Genomic DNA, 15,440 nt, shown 5'->3' on the forward strand with positions numbered 1-15,440 from the left:
ACGATTGCGTCACCGGAATCGTCGACCTCCCGCTATCTGCGCGCGTATGTCATGAAGCGCGGCGCGGCCGCGTCCGAACTGCCGCTGACCGCATCGAAAGGATCGCCGCGATACGCGTGCGATCGGACACGCGTTACTTCGAGATGTACCACAGCGCGTCGGCGCTGGCGCGCGACGGCTGAGCGGCCGCAGCCGGTGCTTGAGCCGGCGCGGGTGGCGGCGTGTTCGACGTGATGGCCGTCGGCAGCGTGGCGGGAATATTCGCGGTCGAAGGCGAGGCCGCCGCCGTTCCCGACGTGGACGGCGTATTCACGTACCACAGCGCATCGGCCGAGGCGGTGCGTTTCGCTGTCGTATTGGCTGCCGTGTTCGTCGCGGCATTTGCTGCCGCACCGGCCGGTTTCTTCGATGCCGGGGCCGATGCGCCGGCCGTCGCCGTGCCCGCCGTCCCGGCCTGCGCGGTCATACCTGCGGCCGCCGAACTGCGCTGCGCGCGCGCTTCGAACGGCCCGAGCTGGAAGATCAACGTTTGCGCGGGACGCGTCACGACGGCATACGGAAACTGCAGCTCCCACGACATCAGCACGCGCCCGGCCGACGTCTCGGTGAAGATCGCCGGCACGTGCTTCATGTCGCTGAACTGCACGTAGACCCGCGCACCGTCGTCGAACACCTGGGTCGGCTTGGCCTGATCGGCGCCGGTGACCGTCCATCCGAAGTTGTACGTACCGGCCGGGCCGGCGGGGCCCCCCTGCGGCGGCGCCGGCGGCGAGGCCGGCGAGATCGTCCGCGCGCGCGTGACGGGCGGCGCCGACACGCTCAGGCTCGCGAACGGGTTGTACGTCTGCGCCTGTTGCGGCGGCGTGAAGGAGGGGGGAAGGATGGGCATGGGAGTATCCGGCGAATCCGGCATGGTCCGGATTGCATCATAGACCTTGCGCGCATAGGCGAGGCGCTTGTCGGGCGACGCGGAGTTGTACGCGCCGATCGCGTTCCAGTTGGGGCCGAGCTGGCGGATGTTCTGCGACAGGATCCACGCCCCGACGTACGCGTTCGTGCACGCATCGAACAGGCTTTCCCGTGTGATGCCTTCGCGGGCGAGCGTCGGCAGCCACGTGCTGTTGATCTGCATCAGCCCGATGTCGACCGTGCCGTTGGTATTCGTGTTGACGGCGTTCGGATTCATCCCCGATTCGACTTGCGCGATGCCGCGCATCAGGGCGACGCTCACGTGCTGGAACGCGGCCGCGTCGTCCAGGCAATCTGCCCGCGCGACGCCGCAGAGCGCGCACGCGAGCGCGATCGTCGAGGCGAAGGGCAGCGAGTGGCGGCCGAACAGGCGAGTGGTATGACGCGGCATGGCAGGATGGGGCGGAATCCGGGCGCCCGGTGCAAGGAAATTACGCAGACGCGAAGTGTGCCATAGCAGCCGGGCAAATGGCTCGCGTCAAACTTTCCTTTGCATTTATCCGCGCGTTCGACGCGCATTTGTATCGCGCCGGATCAGGGTCCGAGGCGTTGCAGGATCGGTAAGAATGGCCGGCATTGGCGCGAATGCCGATGCAATGGCGGCGACCGGAACCTGACGTATTACGTCATTCGCCGGGTGAAACCGGCAATCAAGCGAGCGAAAGAGAAAATCGCGCGCCAGCCGTTCGTGGCGCAAAAGGAAGCGGCAAAAAATCGGCGGCCGAAGCCGCCGTATGTGCAATGCGGGAGTCGACCGGCCACGTGGAGCGCAGTCGGCCGTCTCCGGGTATCGCGATTCGCGATCAGAAGCGGTGACGCAGGCCGAGGTTGACCATCGTCTGCGAGCTCGTGCCCGCATAACCGTACGAGCCGATCGATGCCTGCGCGGCCATCGAGCCGCCGTTGCCGTCGCCGGTCTGGCCGCTTGCGTGCTGATACGCGGCGGTCAGGTAGACGTCGGTGCGCTTCGACAGGCTGTAGTCGGCGCCGGCCGATACCTGGTGATAGGTCGCCGACGTGTCGCCGCCCGAGCGCGTGTAGCTGTAGCCGACACCGACGAGCAGCGCGTTCGTCGCCTGGTAGTTCACGAAGCCTTGCCCCGTGTTGTAGTGCTCGTTCGAGCCGAACACCGAGCTCGCGTCGCGGCGGTATTGCGCATTGCTGTAGCCGACGCCGAACGTGAACGTGCCGGCGACGTACTGGCCCGCGATGCGCGCGATGCCGAACGAGTGCGCGCTGGCATAGCCGCTGTTGATCGGGCCGTCGAACGTGCCGTCCGACGAGCTGGTCCAGCCGTTGCGCACGCCGTTTGACGCGGGGCTGTTGGTCGCGTGGAAGTAGCCGCCGGCGACGCTGAACGGCCCGTTGTTGTACGACACGGCGGCCGAGTACGACTGCGCGGCGCCGGTGCTGCCGGCGATCCCGCCGAACGAATACATCGCCGCGAACTGCAGGCCCGAATAGACGGCCGACGTGTACTTCACCGCGTTGTCGACGCGGAAGCTGTTGTCGTAGTTGTCGACGTCGCCCGGCGTCGCGAACGCGCTGCCCAGGTAGTTGTCGGCGGTGATGCCCTGCACGAGGTCGACGAGCGGGTCGTACTGGCGGCCGAACGTGAGCGTGCCGTAGCGGTCGCTCGTCAGGCCGACGAAGGCCTGACGGCCGAACAGGCGGCCGCCCTGGCCCTGCCGGCCGTTGCTCGGGTCGAAGCCGTTTTCCAGCTGGAACAGTGCCTTCAGCCCGCCGCCGAGATCCTCGGTGCCTTTCACGCCCCAGCGGCTGCCGGCGAGGTTACCCGCGCTGCTGTTGCCGAGCATCCACGCGTTGTCCTTGCCCTGTGCGTGATTCACATAGGTGATCGACGTGTCGATCACGCCATACAGCGTGACGCTCGATTGCGCATGCGCGACGGGCATCGCCGCGAACGACGCGAGCGAAATCAGCGAGAGGGTCGTGCGTTTCATGTCATCTCCTTGGCGCATTGGTGGGGGTTCGTGATCCGGAATGGCAGGAGACTACAGAGCCGCGATAAAACGGCAAAAATGAAATTCTCCGTTGTGGCCTGATGCCGACAGGCGCATTCCCGGAAATTCATTTTTGAGGGATTTGAATTATTGATCGTTGCGTATCAATGGGTTTCTGTTTCGCGTTTTTTTCAGCGCGGTTTGCATGGGGCGTGATAATTCGGCGCGATTTTCGCGTGAATTCCCGCAATCTCAATATTGTTATCGATCCGTCAAATCATTATTTAACGAATCGAATTGGCCGGGCTGGAACGAGTGTGATAACCGCATGCGGTCCGCCATCCGCGGGGCGACACTCACGCGGCTTCGCCATCCTCCGCTTCGCGTCAGCGTCGCCACCGGCGCACCGAAACCGAGGTCGCTATCTTACTTTTGTATATAATAATCATTCTCATTTACAGAATCGTTGACGCTCGCGCACCCGGAACCCGGCCATGTCCGCTGACAAGCTGTCCCTCCATCGAGAAATCGACGCCCTCTATGTCGGCCACCACGCGTGGCTGCGCGGCTGGCTGAGCCGGAAGCTCGGTTGCGCACACCGCGCGGCCGACCTGGCGCACGACACGTTCGTGCGCCTGCTCGCACGCGACGAGCCGATCGGCGCCGACGAGCCGCGTGCGTTCCTGACCACGGTCGCGCAGCGTGTGCTGAGCAACCACTGGCGGCGCGAGCAGATCGAGCGCGCGTATCTCGACGTGCTCGCGCAGCGCCCGGAAGCGGTTGGGCCGTCGCCGGAAGAGCGGGCCGTCATGGTCGAGACGCTGCTCGAGATCGACCGGCTGCTCGACGGCCTGCCGCCCGCGGCGAAGCGTGCGTTCCTGCTCGCACAGCTCGACGGGCTCACGCAGGTCGAGATCGCGCGCCAGCTCGGCGTGTCGCTCGCGACGGTGAAGCGCTATCTCGTGAAGGCCGGCACGCAGTGCTTCTTCGCGATGGCGGCCTGACCGATGGCCGCCCCGGGAGCGCCGGCGGTGCCGCCGCACGTCGCCCGTCGCGCAGTCGAGTGGTGGGTCGACCGGCAGTCCGGCCGCACGGACGACGCGTTCACCGCCGCGCTCGCGCGCTGGCGCGCGGAAGATCCGGCGCACGACGCGGCGTGGCGTCACATCGAAGCGATGCAGGGCCGGTTCGGCCGGCTGGCGGCCGGGCTCGACGCGCAGGCCGCACAGGCCGCGCTGCTGCCGAAGCGGGCCGGCCGCCGCACGGCCGTGAAGACGCTGGCCGTGCTGCTGTTCGCGGGCGGCGCCGCATGGATGGCCGAGCCTTCGCGGCGCGCGACGATCTGGCCGGCGGACCTACGCACGGCGGTCGGGGAGCGGCGCACGGTGACGCTTGCGGATGGCACGGTCGTCGTGCTCGATACCGACACGGCGCTCGACGTGCGCTTCGACGATATGGCGCGGCGCCTGCGCTTGCTGCGCGGCACGATCATGATCACCAGCGGTCACGACGATCGTCTGCCCGCGCGGCCGCTCGTCGTCGCGACCGCGCAGGGCGAGCTGCGACCGCTCGGCACGCGCTTCGCGGTGCGGCAGCGCGACGGCGCGACACGCGTCGAGGTGTTCGCCGGCGCCGTCCAGGTGCAGCCGGTCGATGCGTCGGCCGGCTCGCGCGTGATCGCGGCCGGGACGGGCGCGGATTTCACGCGCGACGCGATCGGGGCGCCTGCGCCGCTCGATCCCTATGCGTCCGCGTGGACGAGCGGCATGCTCGTCGCGTCGCGCATGCGGCTGGCCGATCTCGTTGCCGAGCTCGACCGCTATCGCCGGGGCAACCTGCGCTGCGATCCGGCCGTGGCCGACCTGCGCGTGTCGGGCACCTATCCGCTCGACGATCCGCAGCGCGTGCTCGATACGCTGATGGCGATGCTGCCGATCGACGTCCATTACCTGACGCGTTACTGGGCGACCGTCGTGCCGGCCTATTCGACCCATTCGTGAGCGCGCCGAAAAATTTTTTCGCCGACCTGAGCTGTTTCTCGATCTTCGCGTGACATGGGTAATGAAAGCAGCCCTAGCCCATCGTCCACCGACTCTCCGATCATGGCTTCCATCCGTCTCACGTATCAGCGCCGTCTGGCGCCCGCCCGTCATCTGCCGCGCGCGTCGCGCCCGGCCGCGTCGGGCCGTCTTGCCCGCCGGCTGGCGGGTGCCGTCCTGCTGTCGGCACTGCTGCCGCTGCCCGCGCTGGCCGACACCGACGCCGATGCGGCGCCCGCCACGCAGCGCGCGTCGCGTCGGGCGTTCGACATTCCGGCCGGCCCGCTCGAAGCGGCGCTGAACCGGTTCGGCCGCGACGCGGGCATCCTGCTCGCATTTCCGCCCGAGTTGACGGCCGGTCTCGCGAGCGGCGGCGTGCACGGCCGGTTCGACGTCGACGGCGCGTTCGACCGCCTGCTGGCCGGCACGGGGCTCGTCGCGCTGCGCCAGCCGGGCGGTGGCTACACGCTGATGCGCGCCGATGGCTCGGCGGCCGGCCCTGTGGCGGCCGGCGTCGCGCCAGCCGCCGAGTTGCCGACGATCGACGTGCGCTCCAGCGCCTTGCGCGCCGAAAGCTATCGCGCGCCGAAGGAAGCGGGCGTGCTGCGCTCCGACATTCCGCTGCTCGACACCGCGCAGGCCGTCAACATCGTGCCCGCGCAGGTGCTGCGCGACCAGCGGCCGCGCAATCTCGACGATGCGCTCGGCAACGTGAGCGGCATCACGCAGGGCAACACGCTCGCGGGCACGCAGGACACGATCATGAAGCGCGGCTTCGGCGGCAACCGCGACGGCTCGATCATGCAGAACGGCATGCCGCTCGTGCAGGGCCGCGCGTTCAACGCGGCGACCGACAGCGTCGAGGTGCTGAAGGGGCCGACGTCGTTGCTGTACGGGCTGATGGACCCGGGCGGCGTCGTCAACGTCGTCACCAAGCAGCCGCAGCTCGTGCGCTACAACGTGATCTCGCTCGGCGCGTCGACGTTCGGGCACGGCAAGAACGGCGGCAGCGCGACGTTCGACTCGACCGGGCCGGTCGGCGATTCGCGGCTCGCGTACCGGCTGATCGTCGACCAGTCGAACGAACAGTACTGGCGCAACTTCGGCGAGTACCGGCAGACCTTCGTCGCGCCGTCGCTCGCGTGGTACGGCCGCGATACGCAGGTCGCGGTGTCGTACCAGTACCGCAAGTTCCATTCGCCGTTCGATCGCGGCACCGCGCTCGACCCGCGCACCAATGCGCCGCTCGACATCCCCGCACGGCGGCGCATCGACGAGCCGTTCAACAACATGGACGGCGAATCGCAGCTCGCGCAACTGAGCGTCGATCACCAGTTCAACGCGGACTGGAGCGCGCATTTCGGCTACAGCTACAACCGCGAGACCTACGACGCGAACCAGTTGCGCACGACCGGCGTCGACCCTGTGAAGGGCACGATGACGCGCAGCAACGATGCGACGCACGGCTCGCTCAGCACCGACAGCTACGGGATCGGCTACGTGACCGGCAAGCTGACGCTCGCGGGGATGCGGCACGACGTGCAGGTCGGCTTCGATACCGAATACCGCCGCATCTATCGCAAGGACCTGCTGCGTCAGGCGGTGAAGACGCCGTTCAGTTATATCGATCCGGTGTACGGGCTGCTGCCGCCGTCGAGCACGGTGTCCGCGAGCGACAGCGACCAGACCGACACGCTGCACGATGCATCCGCGTTCTTCCAGGATACGGTCCACCTGACCGACAAGTGGATCGTGTCGGGCGGCCTCCGCTACATCACGTACAACCAGGTGGCGGGGCGCGGCCGGCCGTTCGTCGCGAACACCGATCTCAGCGGCTCGAAGTGGCTGCCGCGCGCGGGCGTCGTCTACAAGTGGACCGATGCGTTCTCGCTGTACGGCAGCTATTCGCAGTCGCTGAAGCCGTCGTCGTCGATCGCGCCGATGACGGGCTACATCATCGACGGCGCGACGCCGCCCGAGGAAGCGACCGCATGGGAAGTGGGCGGCAAGCTCGGCTTGGCCGGCGGGATGACCGGCACGCTCGCGCTGTTCAACATCGACAAGAAGAACGTGCTCGTGTCGCAGTACAACGACGCGACGAAGCTGACCGACTGGCGCACGTCGGGCAAGGCGCGCTCGCGCGGCGTCGAGCTCGACGTCTCCGGCAAGCTCGGCGAGCGCGTGAACGTGATCGCGAGCTACGCGTACATCGACGCGAAGACGACCGAGGACCCGCTGTACGCGGGCAACCAGCTGTGGAACGTCGCGCGTCACACCGCGTCGCTCGCGGCCGTCTACGACTTCGGCACGGTGGCGGGCGGCGACGATCTGCGTATCGGCGCGGACGTGCGTTACGTCGGCGCGCGGCCCGGCGATTCGGCGAACAGCTTCACGCTGCCGTCGTACGTGCTCGCCGACGCGTTCGCGACCTACGACACGCGGATCGGCAAGCAGAAGCTGTCGTTCCAGCTCAACGTGAAGAACCTGTTCAACCGCACGTACTACCCGTCGAGCGCGAACCGCTACTTCGTCGCGGTCGGCGACGCGCGCCAGGTGTCGCTGCTGACCACGCTGCAGTTCTGACCATGCAATCGCCGCGCGGCCTTTGTGTCGGCGCGCGGCTTCGGAGAGGAATCCAGATGAATCTGAAGATGAAGAGCGGTGCGCGCCGCCGCCTGTTGCGCGCGATCGCGGGTTCGGCGCTCGCGTTGTTCGCGGTTGTTGGCGCCGGTGTCTCGGCGTCCGCGTTCGCCGCCGATGCGTCGCCGGCCGTCACGCGCGTCGCGATGCTCGTGCAACTGCACGGCCCGAACCTGAAGGTGGACGAACGCATCGGCCAGCATCTCGGCGAACGCGGCTACGCGGTGCGCCTGATCGACGAGTCGGCCACGCCTGAGGCGGCGCGCGACGCGGATCTCGTCGTGATCTCGTCGACGGTATCGTCGAAGAACGTGCGGCCCGGCTGGCGCATGCTCGACAAGCCGCTCGTGACCTGGGAAAACGACCTGCTCGACGATCTCGCGATGACGGGCAAGCGGCACGACGTCGACTTCGGCGAAACGGGCAAGGAGCGCTACCTGTGGCTCGTCAACGCGCCGCATCCGATCGCGGCCGGGCTGCCGGCCGGCGCGACGAACGCGTACGGCAAGCAGGCGCCGATGAGCTGGGGCAAGCCGGGGCTCGGCGCGATCACGATCGCGACCGTCTACGGTCAACCCGACAAGGCCGCGATCTTCGCGTATGAGAAGGGCGCGACGATGGACTACGAAACGCTCGCGCCGGCGCGCCGCGTGATGTTCTTCCTCGACAACGACACGTTCACGAACCTGTCGCCGGCCGGTGTCGCGCTGTTCGACGCAGCGGTGGACTGGGCGGCCGGGCGGCGCTGAGCCGCCACGCGCCGATCACGCGGCCGGCGGCGGTGAACGCCGCCGCGATGCTGCCTCGATCAGTTGCGCCAGCGCTTGCGCGGGCTCCGACATCGTGCGCCGCGCGCGATGCACGAGCCCGATGTCGCGGTGGAACGTGTGATGCCCGAGGTCGATCGCGCGCACGCCAGCCGGCCAGCGACGATACGCGGCGGTCTGCGGCACGATCGCGACGCCGACGCCGTTCTCGACCAGCTTGACGATCGCGTCGAGCTCGTCGAGTTCGCAGGTGTCGCGCACCGCGATGTGCATCTTGCGCAGGAAGCGGTCGACCTGCCGGCCGCCGAACGACGCGCGGTCGTAGCGCACGAACGGCGCGTTCGCGAGCAGCGCAGCCCAGTCCTTGCCTTTCACGCCGCGCGGCACGATCAGCCGGAACGGCTCCCGCGCGAGCGTCGTCCAGTGCAGGTCGCTCTGCAGCGCGAACGGCGGCCGGATGATCGCGGCCATGTCGATCTCGCCCGCGTCGACCCGGTTGACCAGCTCGATCGACAGCCCCGGGATCACGCGCGTGCGGCACGCGGGTTGGCGGCGATGGAAATCGGCCAGCGCGGCCGGCAGCAGCGCGCTCTGCACCGACGCGATCGCGCCGATCGTCACGCGCACGGCGGCCGGCGAGCCGGGCGCGGTCGAGCTCAGGTTCTCGTACAGGCCGATCAGCGCCTGCGCCTGGTCGAGCACGTGATGGCCGCGCTCGTTGAGCCGCGCCGAACGCCCTTGCCGGTCGAACAGCGCGAAGCCGAGCTCGGCCTCGAGGCGCTGCATCTGCGCGCTCACGGCCGCCTGCGTGAGCCCGATACGATTGCCGGCGGCGGCAAAGGTGCCTTCCCGGGCGACGGCGACGAGGGTTTTCAGTTCGCGGATCATTCATCGATTCCATTTGTGAATCGCAAAACTATATATTGATTTAATTTTTGCTCGGCGTTGTCTACCATGATGCCGTTCTCGCGTCACGCGAGCGTTTCTTCACGAGGCCATCATGAGTCTTTCCCCGTTTCACCTGGCGATTCCGGTCTACGACCTGCCGGCCGCGCGCGATTTCTACGGCCGCGTGTTCGGGCTGGAAGAGGGGCGCTCGAGCGCGCAGTGGGTCGATTTCAACTTTTACGGGCATCAGCTCGTGATCCACGAGCATCCGAAAACCGCATCGGAGGAAGGCGCGCATACGAATGCGGTCGACGGCCACGACGTGCCGGTGCCGCATTTCGGGATCGTGCTCGACTGGGCGAGCTGGGAAGCGCTGGCCGAGCGGCTGCGCGGGTTCGGCGTGACCTTCGTGATCGAGCCGTACGTGCGGTTTCAGGGGCAGGTCGGCGAACAGGCGACGATGTTCCTGTTCGATCCGTGCGGCAATGCGCTCGAATTCAAGGCGTTCCGCGACATCGGCCAGCTGTTCGCGAAGTGACTGGCCGCGGCGCCAGCGCCGATCGACATTGGGTGCGAGAATGCGGCCTTCGGCCCGGCCGCGCGCAGTTGCGGCGACCGGCGCCGCGCCGCACGGCATCCGTCCGTGCGCGCCGTTTTCCAAGGAACCCGTATGGACAGTCACATCGCGCCGGTGGCGCTGAACAAGGCCTACCGTCTCCTCAATCACGGCCCGACCGTGCTCGTATCGGCCCGCCACGACGGCGTCGACAACGTGATGGCCGCCGCCTGGGCGTGCGCGCTCGACTTCCTGCCGCCGAAGCTGACGGTCGTGCTCGACAAATCCGCGAAGACGCGCGAACTCGTCGAGCGCAGCGGCACGTTCGTGATCCAGGTGCCGACGGCCGCGCAACTGCAGCTCACGCATGCGGTCGGCAGCTACAGCCTCGCGGAGCGCCCCGACAAGCTGCGCGAAGCGGGCGTCACGCTGTTCGACGTCGACGGCCACGACCTGCCGTTCGTCGCCGGCTGCTCGGGCTGGCTCGCGTGCAGGCTGATTCCCGAGCCGCACAACCAGCAGACCTACGACCTGTTCATCGGCGAGGTGGTCGCCGCGTGGTCCGACACGCGCGTGTTCCGCGACGGCCACTGGTATTTCGAATCGGCCGATCCCGCGCTGCGCAGCCTGCACTACATCGCGGGCGGCAATTTCTATGCGATCGGCGAATCGCTCCATGTCGACGTCGATCCGGACGCGCAGTAAGCGTCGGACGGTCGGCCATTCCTCACCAGAGCGCGCGTCATGCGCGCTTTTTCAATTCCGCCAGCATGAGGTCGGCGAACGCCTGCGCGACGCGCGGCAGCGTGCGCCCGCGCTTCGCGACGAGCGCGATCGGCCGCACGAACGCGGGATCGTCGATCGGCTTCACGACGAGATCGGGCTCGGCGCGCACCTCGCGCGCGGTCGCGGGCAGGATCGTCACGCCGAGGCCGCCGCGCACCATCGCGACCGCCGTCATCATGTAGGTCGGTTCGCACGCGATGTCGGGCGTGCAGCCGGCCGCTTCCAGCGCGGCATCGACGACGCTGCGCACACTCGTGCCTTGCGCGGTGAGCACGAGCGGCACGCCGGCGACGTCGGCGGTGCCGACACGGCGCTTGCGCGCGAGCGGATGATCCTTCGGGCACACGGCGACGAGCTGGTCGGCGCCCGCATACAGCACTTCCAGCGACGCATCGAACGTATCGCCGCCGGTCAGCCCGAGATCGGCATCCTCGTTGCGCACGAGCGTGGTGACGAGGCTCGCGACGCCGTCGCGGATCTCGAAGCCCGCGCGCGGCACGTCGCGCCGGAACGACTGGATCAGCTCCGGCAGCACGCTCGACGCGAAGGTCGGCAGGCACGCGAGCCGCACCGTGCCGCTCGCGCCTTCGCCGAGCGCGCGCGCATCGCGCAGCACGCGTTCCATGTCGTCGAGCGAGCGCTGCAACAGCGGCAGCAACTCGCGGCCGGTCTGCGTGAGCGCGACGCTGCGGCTGTTGCGGTCGAACAGGCGCGCGCCGACGATGTCCTCGAGCCGGCGAATCTGCACGGTCAGCGCCGGCTGCGACAGATGCAGCCGCGCGGCCGCACGCGTGAAGTTGCCGGCGTGCGCGACGGTGACGAACGCGCGAATGTCGCGAAGATTCAGATCCATAACGATTCATGATTGCTGCGATCAAATCATTTCAATTGTGCTATCGCTGCGCTGACCTTACGCTCGTCTCCAACAAAAGACAAGGTAGGAGACACGGATGCTGCCGTTACTCGGGCTGGGCACGATCGTCGTGCTGCTGGCCGCGATTCTGTCGAAGCGGATGTCGCCGCTCGTCGCGCTGATCATCGTGCCGATCGCCGCGTCGCTGCTCGGCGGCTTCGGGTTGCACACCAGCAAGTTCGTCATCGACGGGCTGAAGGGGCTCGCGCCCGTCGTCGGGATGTTCGTGTTCGCGATCCTCTATTTCGGGACGATCACCGACGCCGGCACGCTCGACCCGATCATCGACCGGATCTTGCGCGCGGTCGGCACGCGGCCGACGCGCATCGTGATGGGCACGACGCTGCTCGCGCTGCTGATTCACCTCGACGGCTCGGGCGCCGTGTGCTTTCTCGTGACGATTCCCGCGGTGCTGCCGCTGTACGACCGGCTGAAGATGGACCGCCGCGTGCTGGCCGCCGCCGTGTCGATGGCCGCGGGCATCAACTTCCTGCCGTGGACGGGCCCGATGATCCGGGCGTCGGCCTCGCTGCACCTGCCGGTGTCGGCGCTGTTCAATCCGCTGATTCCGGTGCAGGCGATCGGGCTCGTGTTCGTGTTCGGCGTCGCGTACTGGCTTGGGCGGCGCGAGGAGAAGCGGCTCGGCCTGTCGCGCGACGATGCGTCGATTCCGCTGCCGAAACGCGAGCTGACGCCTGACGAGCAGGCGCTGCGCAGGCCGCACCTGTTCTGGTTCAACCTCGTGCTGACGCTCTTCGTGCTCGGCACGATGGTCGTGATGGGCGAGAAGATCCCGCCCGCGATCATGTTCATGGTCGGGCTGTGCATCGCGCTAATGGTGAATTACCCCGACGTCGACATGCAGAGAAAGCGCGTCGACGCGCATGCGCGTGCCGCGCTGATGATGGCCGGCATCCTGCTCGCGGCCGGCGTTTTCACCGGGATCATGCAGGGCAGCGGGATGCTGAAGGCGATGGCGCAGGCGGCGGTCGGCTTCGTGCCGCCGTCGATGGCCGGCCACATACCGGTGGCGCTCGGCCTCGCGTCGATGCCGCTCAGCATGCTGTTCGATCCCGATTCGTTCTACTTCGGCGTGCTGCCCGTGATCGCCGAAGTGGCCGGCCAACTGGGCGTGCCGGCCGTGCAGGTCGGGCAGGCGGCGCTGCTCGGCCAGATGACGACGGGCTTTCCGGTCAGCCCGCTCACACCGGCGACGTTCCTCGTCGTCGGGCTGTGCGGGATCGAACTGGCCGAGCACCAGAAGTTCACGTTTCCGCTGCTGTTCGGCGCGTCGATCGTGATGACGATCGCGTGCGTCGTGCTCGGCGTGTTTTGATTTTTGTCGGCGATGCGCTCGCCGGATGACGGTACGGACATGACAGCAAAGCAACCTGAACGGCGCGTGCGCATCGGTGCGGGCGCCGGCTACTCGGGCGACCGGATCGAGCCCGCGGTCGAACTGGCCGAACACGGGCAACTCGACTACCTGGTCTTCGAATGCCTGGCCGAGCGCACGATCGCGATCGCGCAGCAGGCGCGCCGCAACGATCCGGCGCTCGGCTACGATCCGCTGCTCGACGCGCGGATGCAGGCGGTGCTGCCGGTCGCGGCGGTAAAGCGCGTGCGCATCGTGTCGAACATGGGCGCGGCGAATCCGCGCGCGGCCGCACGGCGTACCGCGCAGATCGCGCAATCGCTCGGCATCGCGGGGCTGAAGGTCGCGGCGGTCGAAGGCGACGACGTGCTCGACGTCGTGCTGCGCGGCGCGTTCCGTTTCGAGGAATCGGGCGACGACGTCGCCGCGTATCGCGACCGCATCGTGTCCGCGAACGCGTATCTCGGCGCCGCGCCGATCGTCGACGCGCTCGCGGCCGGCGCGGACGTCGTGCTGACCGGGCGCGTCGCCGATCCGTCGCTGTTCGCCGCGCCGCTGATCCATGCGTTCGGCTGGCGGATGGACGACTGGGACACGCTGGGCGCTGCGACCGTCGTCGGCCATCTGCTCGAATGCGCGGGGCAGGTGACGGGCGGCTATTTCGCCGATCCCGGCTACAAGGACGTGCCGAATCTCGCGCGGCTCGGGTTTCCGATCGGCGAGGTCGCGGCCGACGGCTCGGTCGTGATCACGAAGGTGTCGCACGCGGGCGGCCGCGTGAGCGCGGCGACCTGCAAGGAACAGCTGCTCTACGAGATTCACGACCCGGCGCGGTATCTCCAGCCCGACGTGGTGGCCGATTTCACGGGCGTGACGGTTGCCGAGGAGGCGGCCGATCGCGTGCGCGTGACGGGGGGGCGCGGCACCGCGCGGCCCGATACGCTGAAGGTGTCGGTGGCTTACGTCGACGGCTGGATCGGCGAAGGCCAGATCTCGTACGGCGGCCCGGGCGCGCTCGCGCGTGCACGTCTGGCGCTCGACATCGTTCGCGAGCGGCTCGCGCTGACCGGCGTCGCGGCGAGCGAGCTGCGCTTCGACCTGATCGGCGTCGATGCGCTGTATGGCGACGCGACGCCGGCCGTGCGCGGCGAGCCGAGTGAAGTACGCGTGCGGGTGGCCGGCCGCGCGGCGAACGCCGCCGAAGCCGCGCGGATCGGCAACGAAGTCGAGACGCTCTATACGAACGGGCCGGCCGGCGGCGGCGGCGCGTTCAAGTCGACGCGCGAGGTGATCGCCGTGCAGTCGGTGCTGCTGCCGCGCGCGGCCGTGACGCCGTCGTTTTCATTCGTGGAGGCCTGATGCAACTGCGTGAACTCGCACATGCGCGCACCGGCGACAAGGGCAATACGCTGAACGTGTCGGTCATCTGCCACGATCCGCGTCATTACGATCATCTATGCGCACATCTGGATGCGGCAACGGTGAAGGCGTGGCTCGCGGGCATCGTGCACGGCGACGTCGTGCGCTACGAATTGCCGGCGCTCGGTGCGTTCAACTTCGTGCTGCGCGATGCGCTCGGCGGCGGGGTCACGCGCTCGCTCGCGCTCGACGCGCACGGCAAGTCGGTCAGTTCGGCGTTGCTGGCGATCGAGGTGCCCGATCCGGCGTGAGGCAGGCGTAGTGATCGGGGCGGGGCCGGGCGCTCACGGAATCAGCAGTTCGCGCAGTCCGTCCGCGTGCTCGATGCGCTCCCCGGCGACGTGCAGGCGTTGGTCCGCACGATAGTCGTACACCGCGCGCGACGCGGCGAGCCGATCGAAATCGAGTTCGACCGTGTGGCGCGATTCGCCGTTGCCGGCTTCGAAGATCAGGTTACCGAACGGATCGACCGCGAGGCTGCCGCCCGCGAATACGACGTCTTCGCTGCCGACGCCGACGCGGTTGGCAACTGCCGCGAACACTTGGTTCTCCATCGCGCGCGCCGACACCGACGTGCGGTGGACGTTGCGGTACGGCTCCATGTTGCCGTCGGCCACGAGGATCAGTTGCGCGCCGAGCGCGGCCAGCGCCCGGCCGCTTTCCGGGAATTCGCTGTCGTAGCAGATCAGCAGGCCGATCCGCACGCCGCGCCATTCGATGGTCGCGTAGCGGTCGCCGGGCTGCACGACGTCGCGCTCGCTGACCCACAGGTGCGTCTTGCGATAGCGCAACGCGATGCCGTCCGGCGTGACGAACACGGTGGTGTTGTAGAAGCGGCCGCCATCGTTCTCGATCAGCCCGGCCACGACCGCGACGTCGCGTGCCTGAGCGGCCGCGATTACCGCGCCAACGCTGGGGCCGTCGAGCGGTTCGGCGACGTCGGCGAGATTCGACGGATCGAGGAAGCCGGTGAGCTGCGCTTCCGGAAACATCACGATGTCGGTGCCGGGCGCGCTGGCCGCGATTGCGTCGAGCGTGCGTTGCAGGTTGTAGCGCGTGTCGCCGTCGCGACCGGCGAGCTGGACGATGTCGAGCTTCAGTTTCATGGGTGGTGTCGGTGGCGG

The 15,440-nt window shown here is 68.2% G+C and carries 14 protein-coding genes; 9 read left to right on the plus strand and 5 right to left on the minus strand.

Annotated elements, in window-relative coordinates; genetic code table 11:
- Positions 1–133 precede the first annotated feature (133 nt).
- Entirely contained in the window at positions 134–1,360 is a 1,227-nt protein-coding gene (locus tag AP428_RS03985; protein ID WP_054927599.1) for a transglycosylase SLT domain-containing protein, read from the minus strand.
- A gap of 412 nt (positions 1,361–1,772) precedes the next feature.
- Positions 1,773–2,933, minus strand: a complete 1,161-nt coding sequence (locus tag AP428_RS03990; protein ID WP_054927600.1) for a porin — start codon at positions 2,931–2,933, stop codon at positions 1,773–1,775.
- A 494-nt stretch (positions 2,934–3,427) separates the two neighbouring features.
- On the opposite strand from AP428_RS03990, the gene AP428_RS03995 reads away from it, so the two are divergent.
- From AP428_RS03995 to AP428_RS04010, 4 genes are read left to right on the plus strand one after another with little or no spacing between them, the layout of a single operon-like run.
- Entirely contained in the window at positions 3,428–3,937 is a 510-nt protein-coding gene (locus AP428_RS03995; protein WP_011545141.1) for a sigma-70 family RNA polymerase sigma factor, read from the plus strand.
- A 3-nt stretch (positions 3,938–3,940) separates the two neighbouring features.
- Positions 3,941–4,933: a FecR domain-containing protein gene (locus AP428_RS04000; RefSeq protein WP_054927601.1), complete on the plus strand. Its 993-nt coding sequence runs from the start codon at positions 3,941–3,943 to the stop codon at positions 4,931–4,933.
- Between the two features lie 54 nt (positions 4,934–4,987).
- Complete coding sequence (locus AP428_RS04005) at positions 4,988–7,555, plus strand: TonB-dependent receptor (RefSeq protein ID WP_054927602.1); 2,568 nt, start codon at positions 4,988–4,990, stop codon at positions 7,553–7,555.
- Between the two features lie 56 nt (positions 7,556–7,611).
- Positions 7,612–8,361, plus strand: coding sequence for a hypothetical protein (locus AP428_RS04010; protein ID WP_041489187.1), 750 nt, complete (start codon positions 7,612–7,614; stop codon positions 8,359–8,361).
- Positions 8,362–8,376: 15 nt separating this feature from the next.
- Here the strand turns inward: AP428_RS04010 and AP428_RS04015 are convergent, their stop codons facing one another.
- On the minus strand, positions 8,377–9,267 hold the full coding sequence (locus tag AP428_RS04015) for a LysR family transcriptional regulator (RefSeq protein ID WP_011545145.1): 891 nt from the start codon (positions 9,265–9,267) through the stop codon (positions 8,377–8,379).
- Positions 9,268–9,379: 112 nt separating this feature from the next.
- On the opposite strand from AP428_RS04015, the gene AP428_RS04020 reads away from it, so the two are divergent.
- Both AP428_RS04020 and AP428_RS04025 read left to right on the plus strand, forming a co-directional pair.
- Positions 9,380–9,805, plus strand: a complete 426-nt coding sequence (locus AP428_RS04020) for a VOC family protein (RefSeq protein ID WP_011545146.1) — start codon at positions 9,380–9,382, stop codon at positions 9,803–9,805.
- Between the two features lie 132 nt (positions 9,806–9,937).
- Positions 9,938–10,528: a flavin reductase family protein gene (locus AP428_RS04025; protein WP_011545147.1), complete on the plus strand. Its 591-nt coding sequence runs from the start codon at positions 9,938–9,940 to the stop codon at positions 10,526–10,528.
- A 37-nt stretch (positions 10,529–10,565) separates the two neighbouring features.
- Here the strand turns inward: AP428_RS04025 and AP428_RS04030 are convergent, their stop codons facing one another.
- Positions 10,566–11,462 (minus strand): LysR family transcriptional regulator, encoded by an 897-nt coding sequence (locus AP428_RS04030; protein ID WP_011545148.1) that lies wholly within the window; start codon positions 11,460–11,462, stop codon positions 10,566–10,568.
- Between the two features lie 97 nt (positions 11,463–11,559).
- Here AP428_RS04030 and AP428_RS04035 point away from each other — a divergent pair, with 97 nt between their 5' ends.
- Genes AP428_RS04035 through AP428_RS04045 form a run of 3 tightly spaced genes read left to right on the plus strand, consistent with a single transcriptional unit; the run spans position 11,560 to position 14,567 of the window.
- Positions 11,560–12,858: a CitMHS family transporter gene (locus tag AP428_RS04035; protein ID WP_011545149.1), complete on the plus strand. Its 1,299-nt coding sequence runs from the start codon at positions 11,560–11,562 to the stop codon at positions 12,856–12,858.
- A 39-nt stretch (positions 12,859–12,897) separates the two neighbouring features.
- Positions 12,898–14,256 (plus strand): acyclic terpene utilization AtuA family protein, encoded by a 1,359-nt coding sequence (locus tag AP428_RS04040; RefSeq protein ID WP_054927628.1) that lies wholly within the window; start codon positions 12,898–12,900, stop codon positions 14,254–14,256.
- Positions 14,256–14,567, plus strand: a complete 312-nt coding sequence (locus AP428_RS04045) for a hypothetical protein (RefSeq protein ID WP_054927603.1) — start codon at positions 14,256–14,258, stop codon at positions 14,565–14,567. Before AP428_RS04040 ends, AP428_RS04045 begins: the two co-directional genes overlap by 1 nt.
- 33 nt (positions 14,568–14,600) lie before the next feature.
- On the opposite strand, the gene AP428_RS04050 is transcribed toward AP428_RS04045, so the two are convergent.
- Positions 14,601–15,422, minus strand: coding sequence for a carbon-nitrogen hydrolase family protein (locus AP428_RS04050; protein WP_054927604.1), 822 nt, complete (start codon positions 15,420–15,422; stop codon positions 14,601–14,603).
- Between the last annotated feature and the right edge of the window lie 18 nt (positions 15,423–15,440).

The organism is Burkholderia sp. E168m22, assembly GCF_001319805.1.
In the GTDB taxonomy this organism is placed as follows: Bacteria; Pseudomonadota; Gammaproteobacteria; order Burkholderiales; family Burkholderiaceae; genus Burkholderia; species Burkholderia orbicola.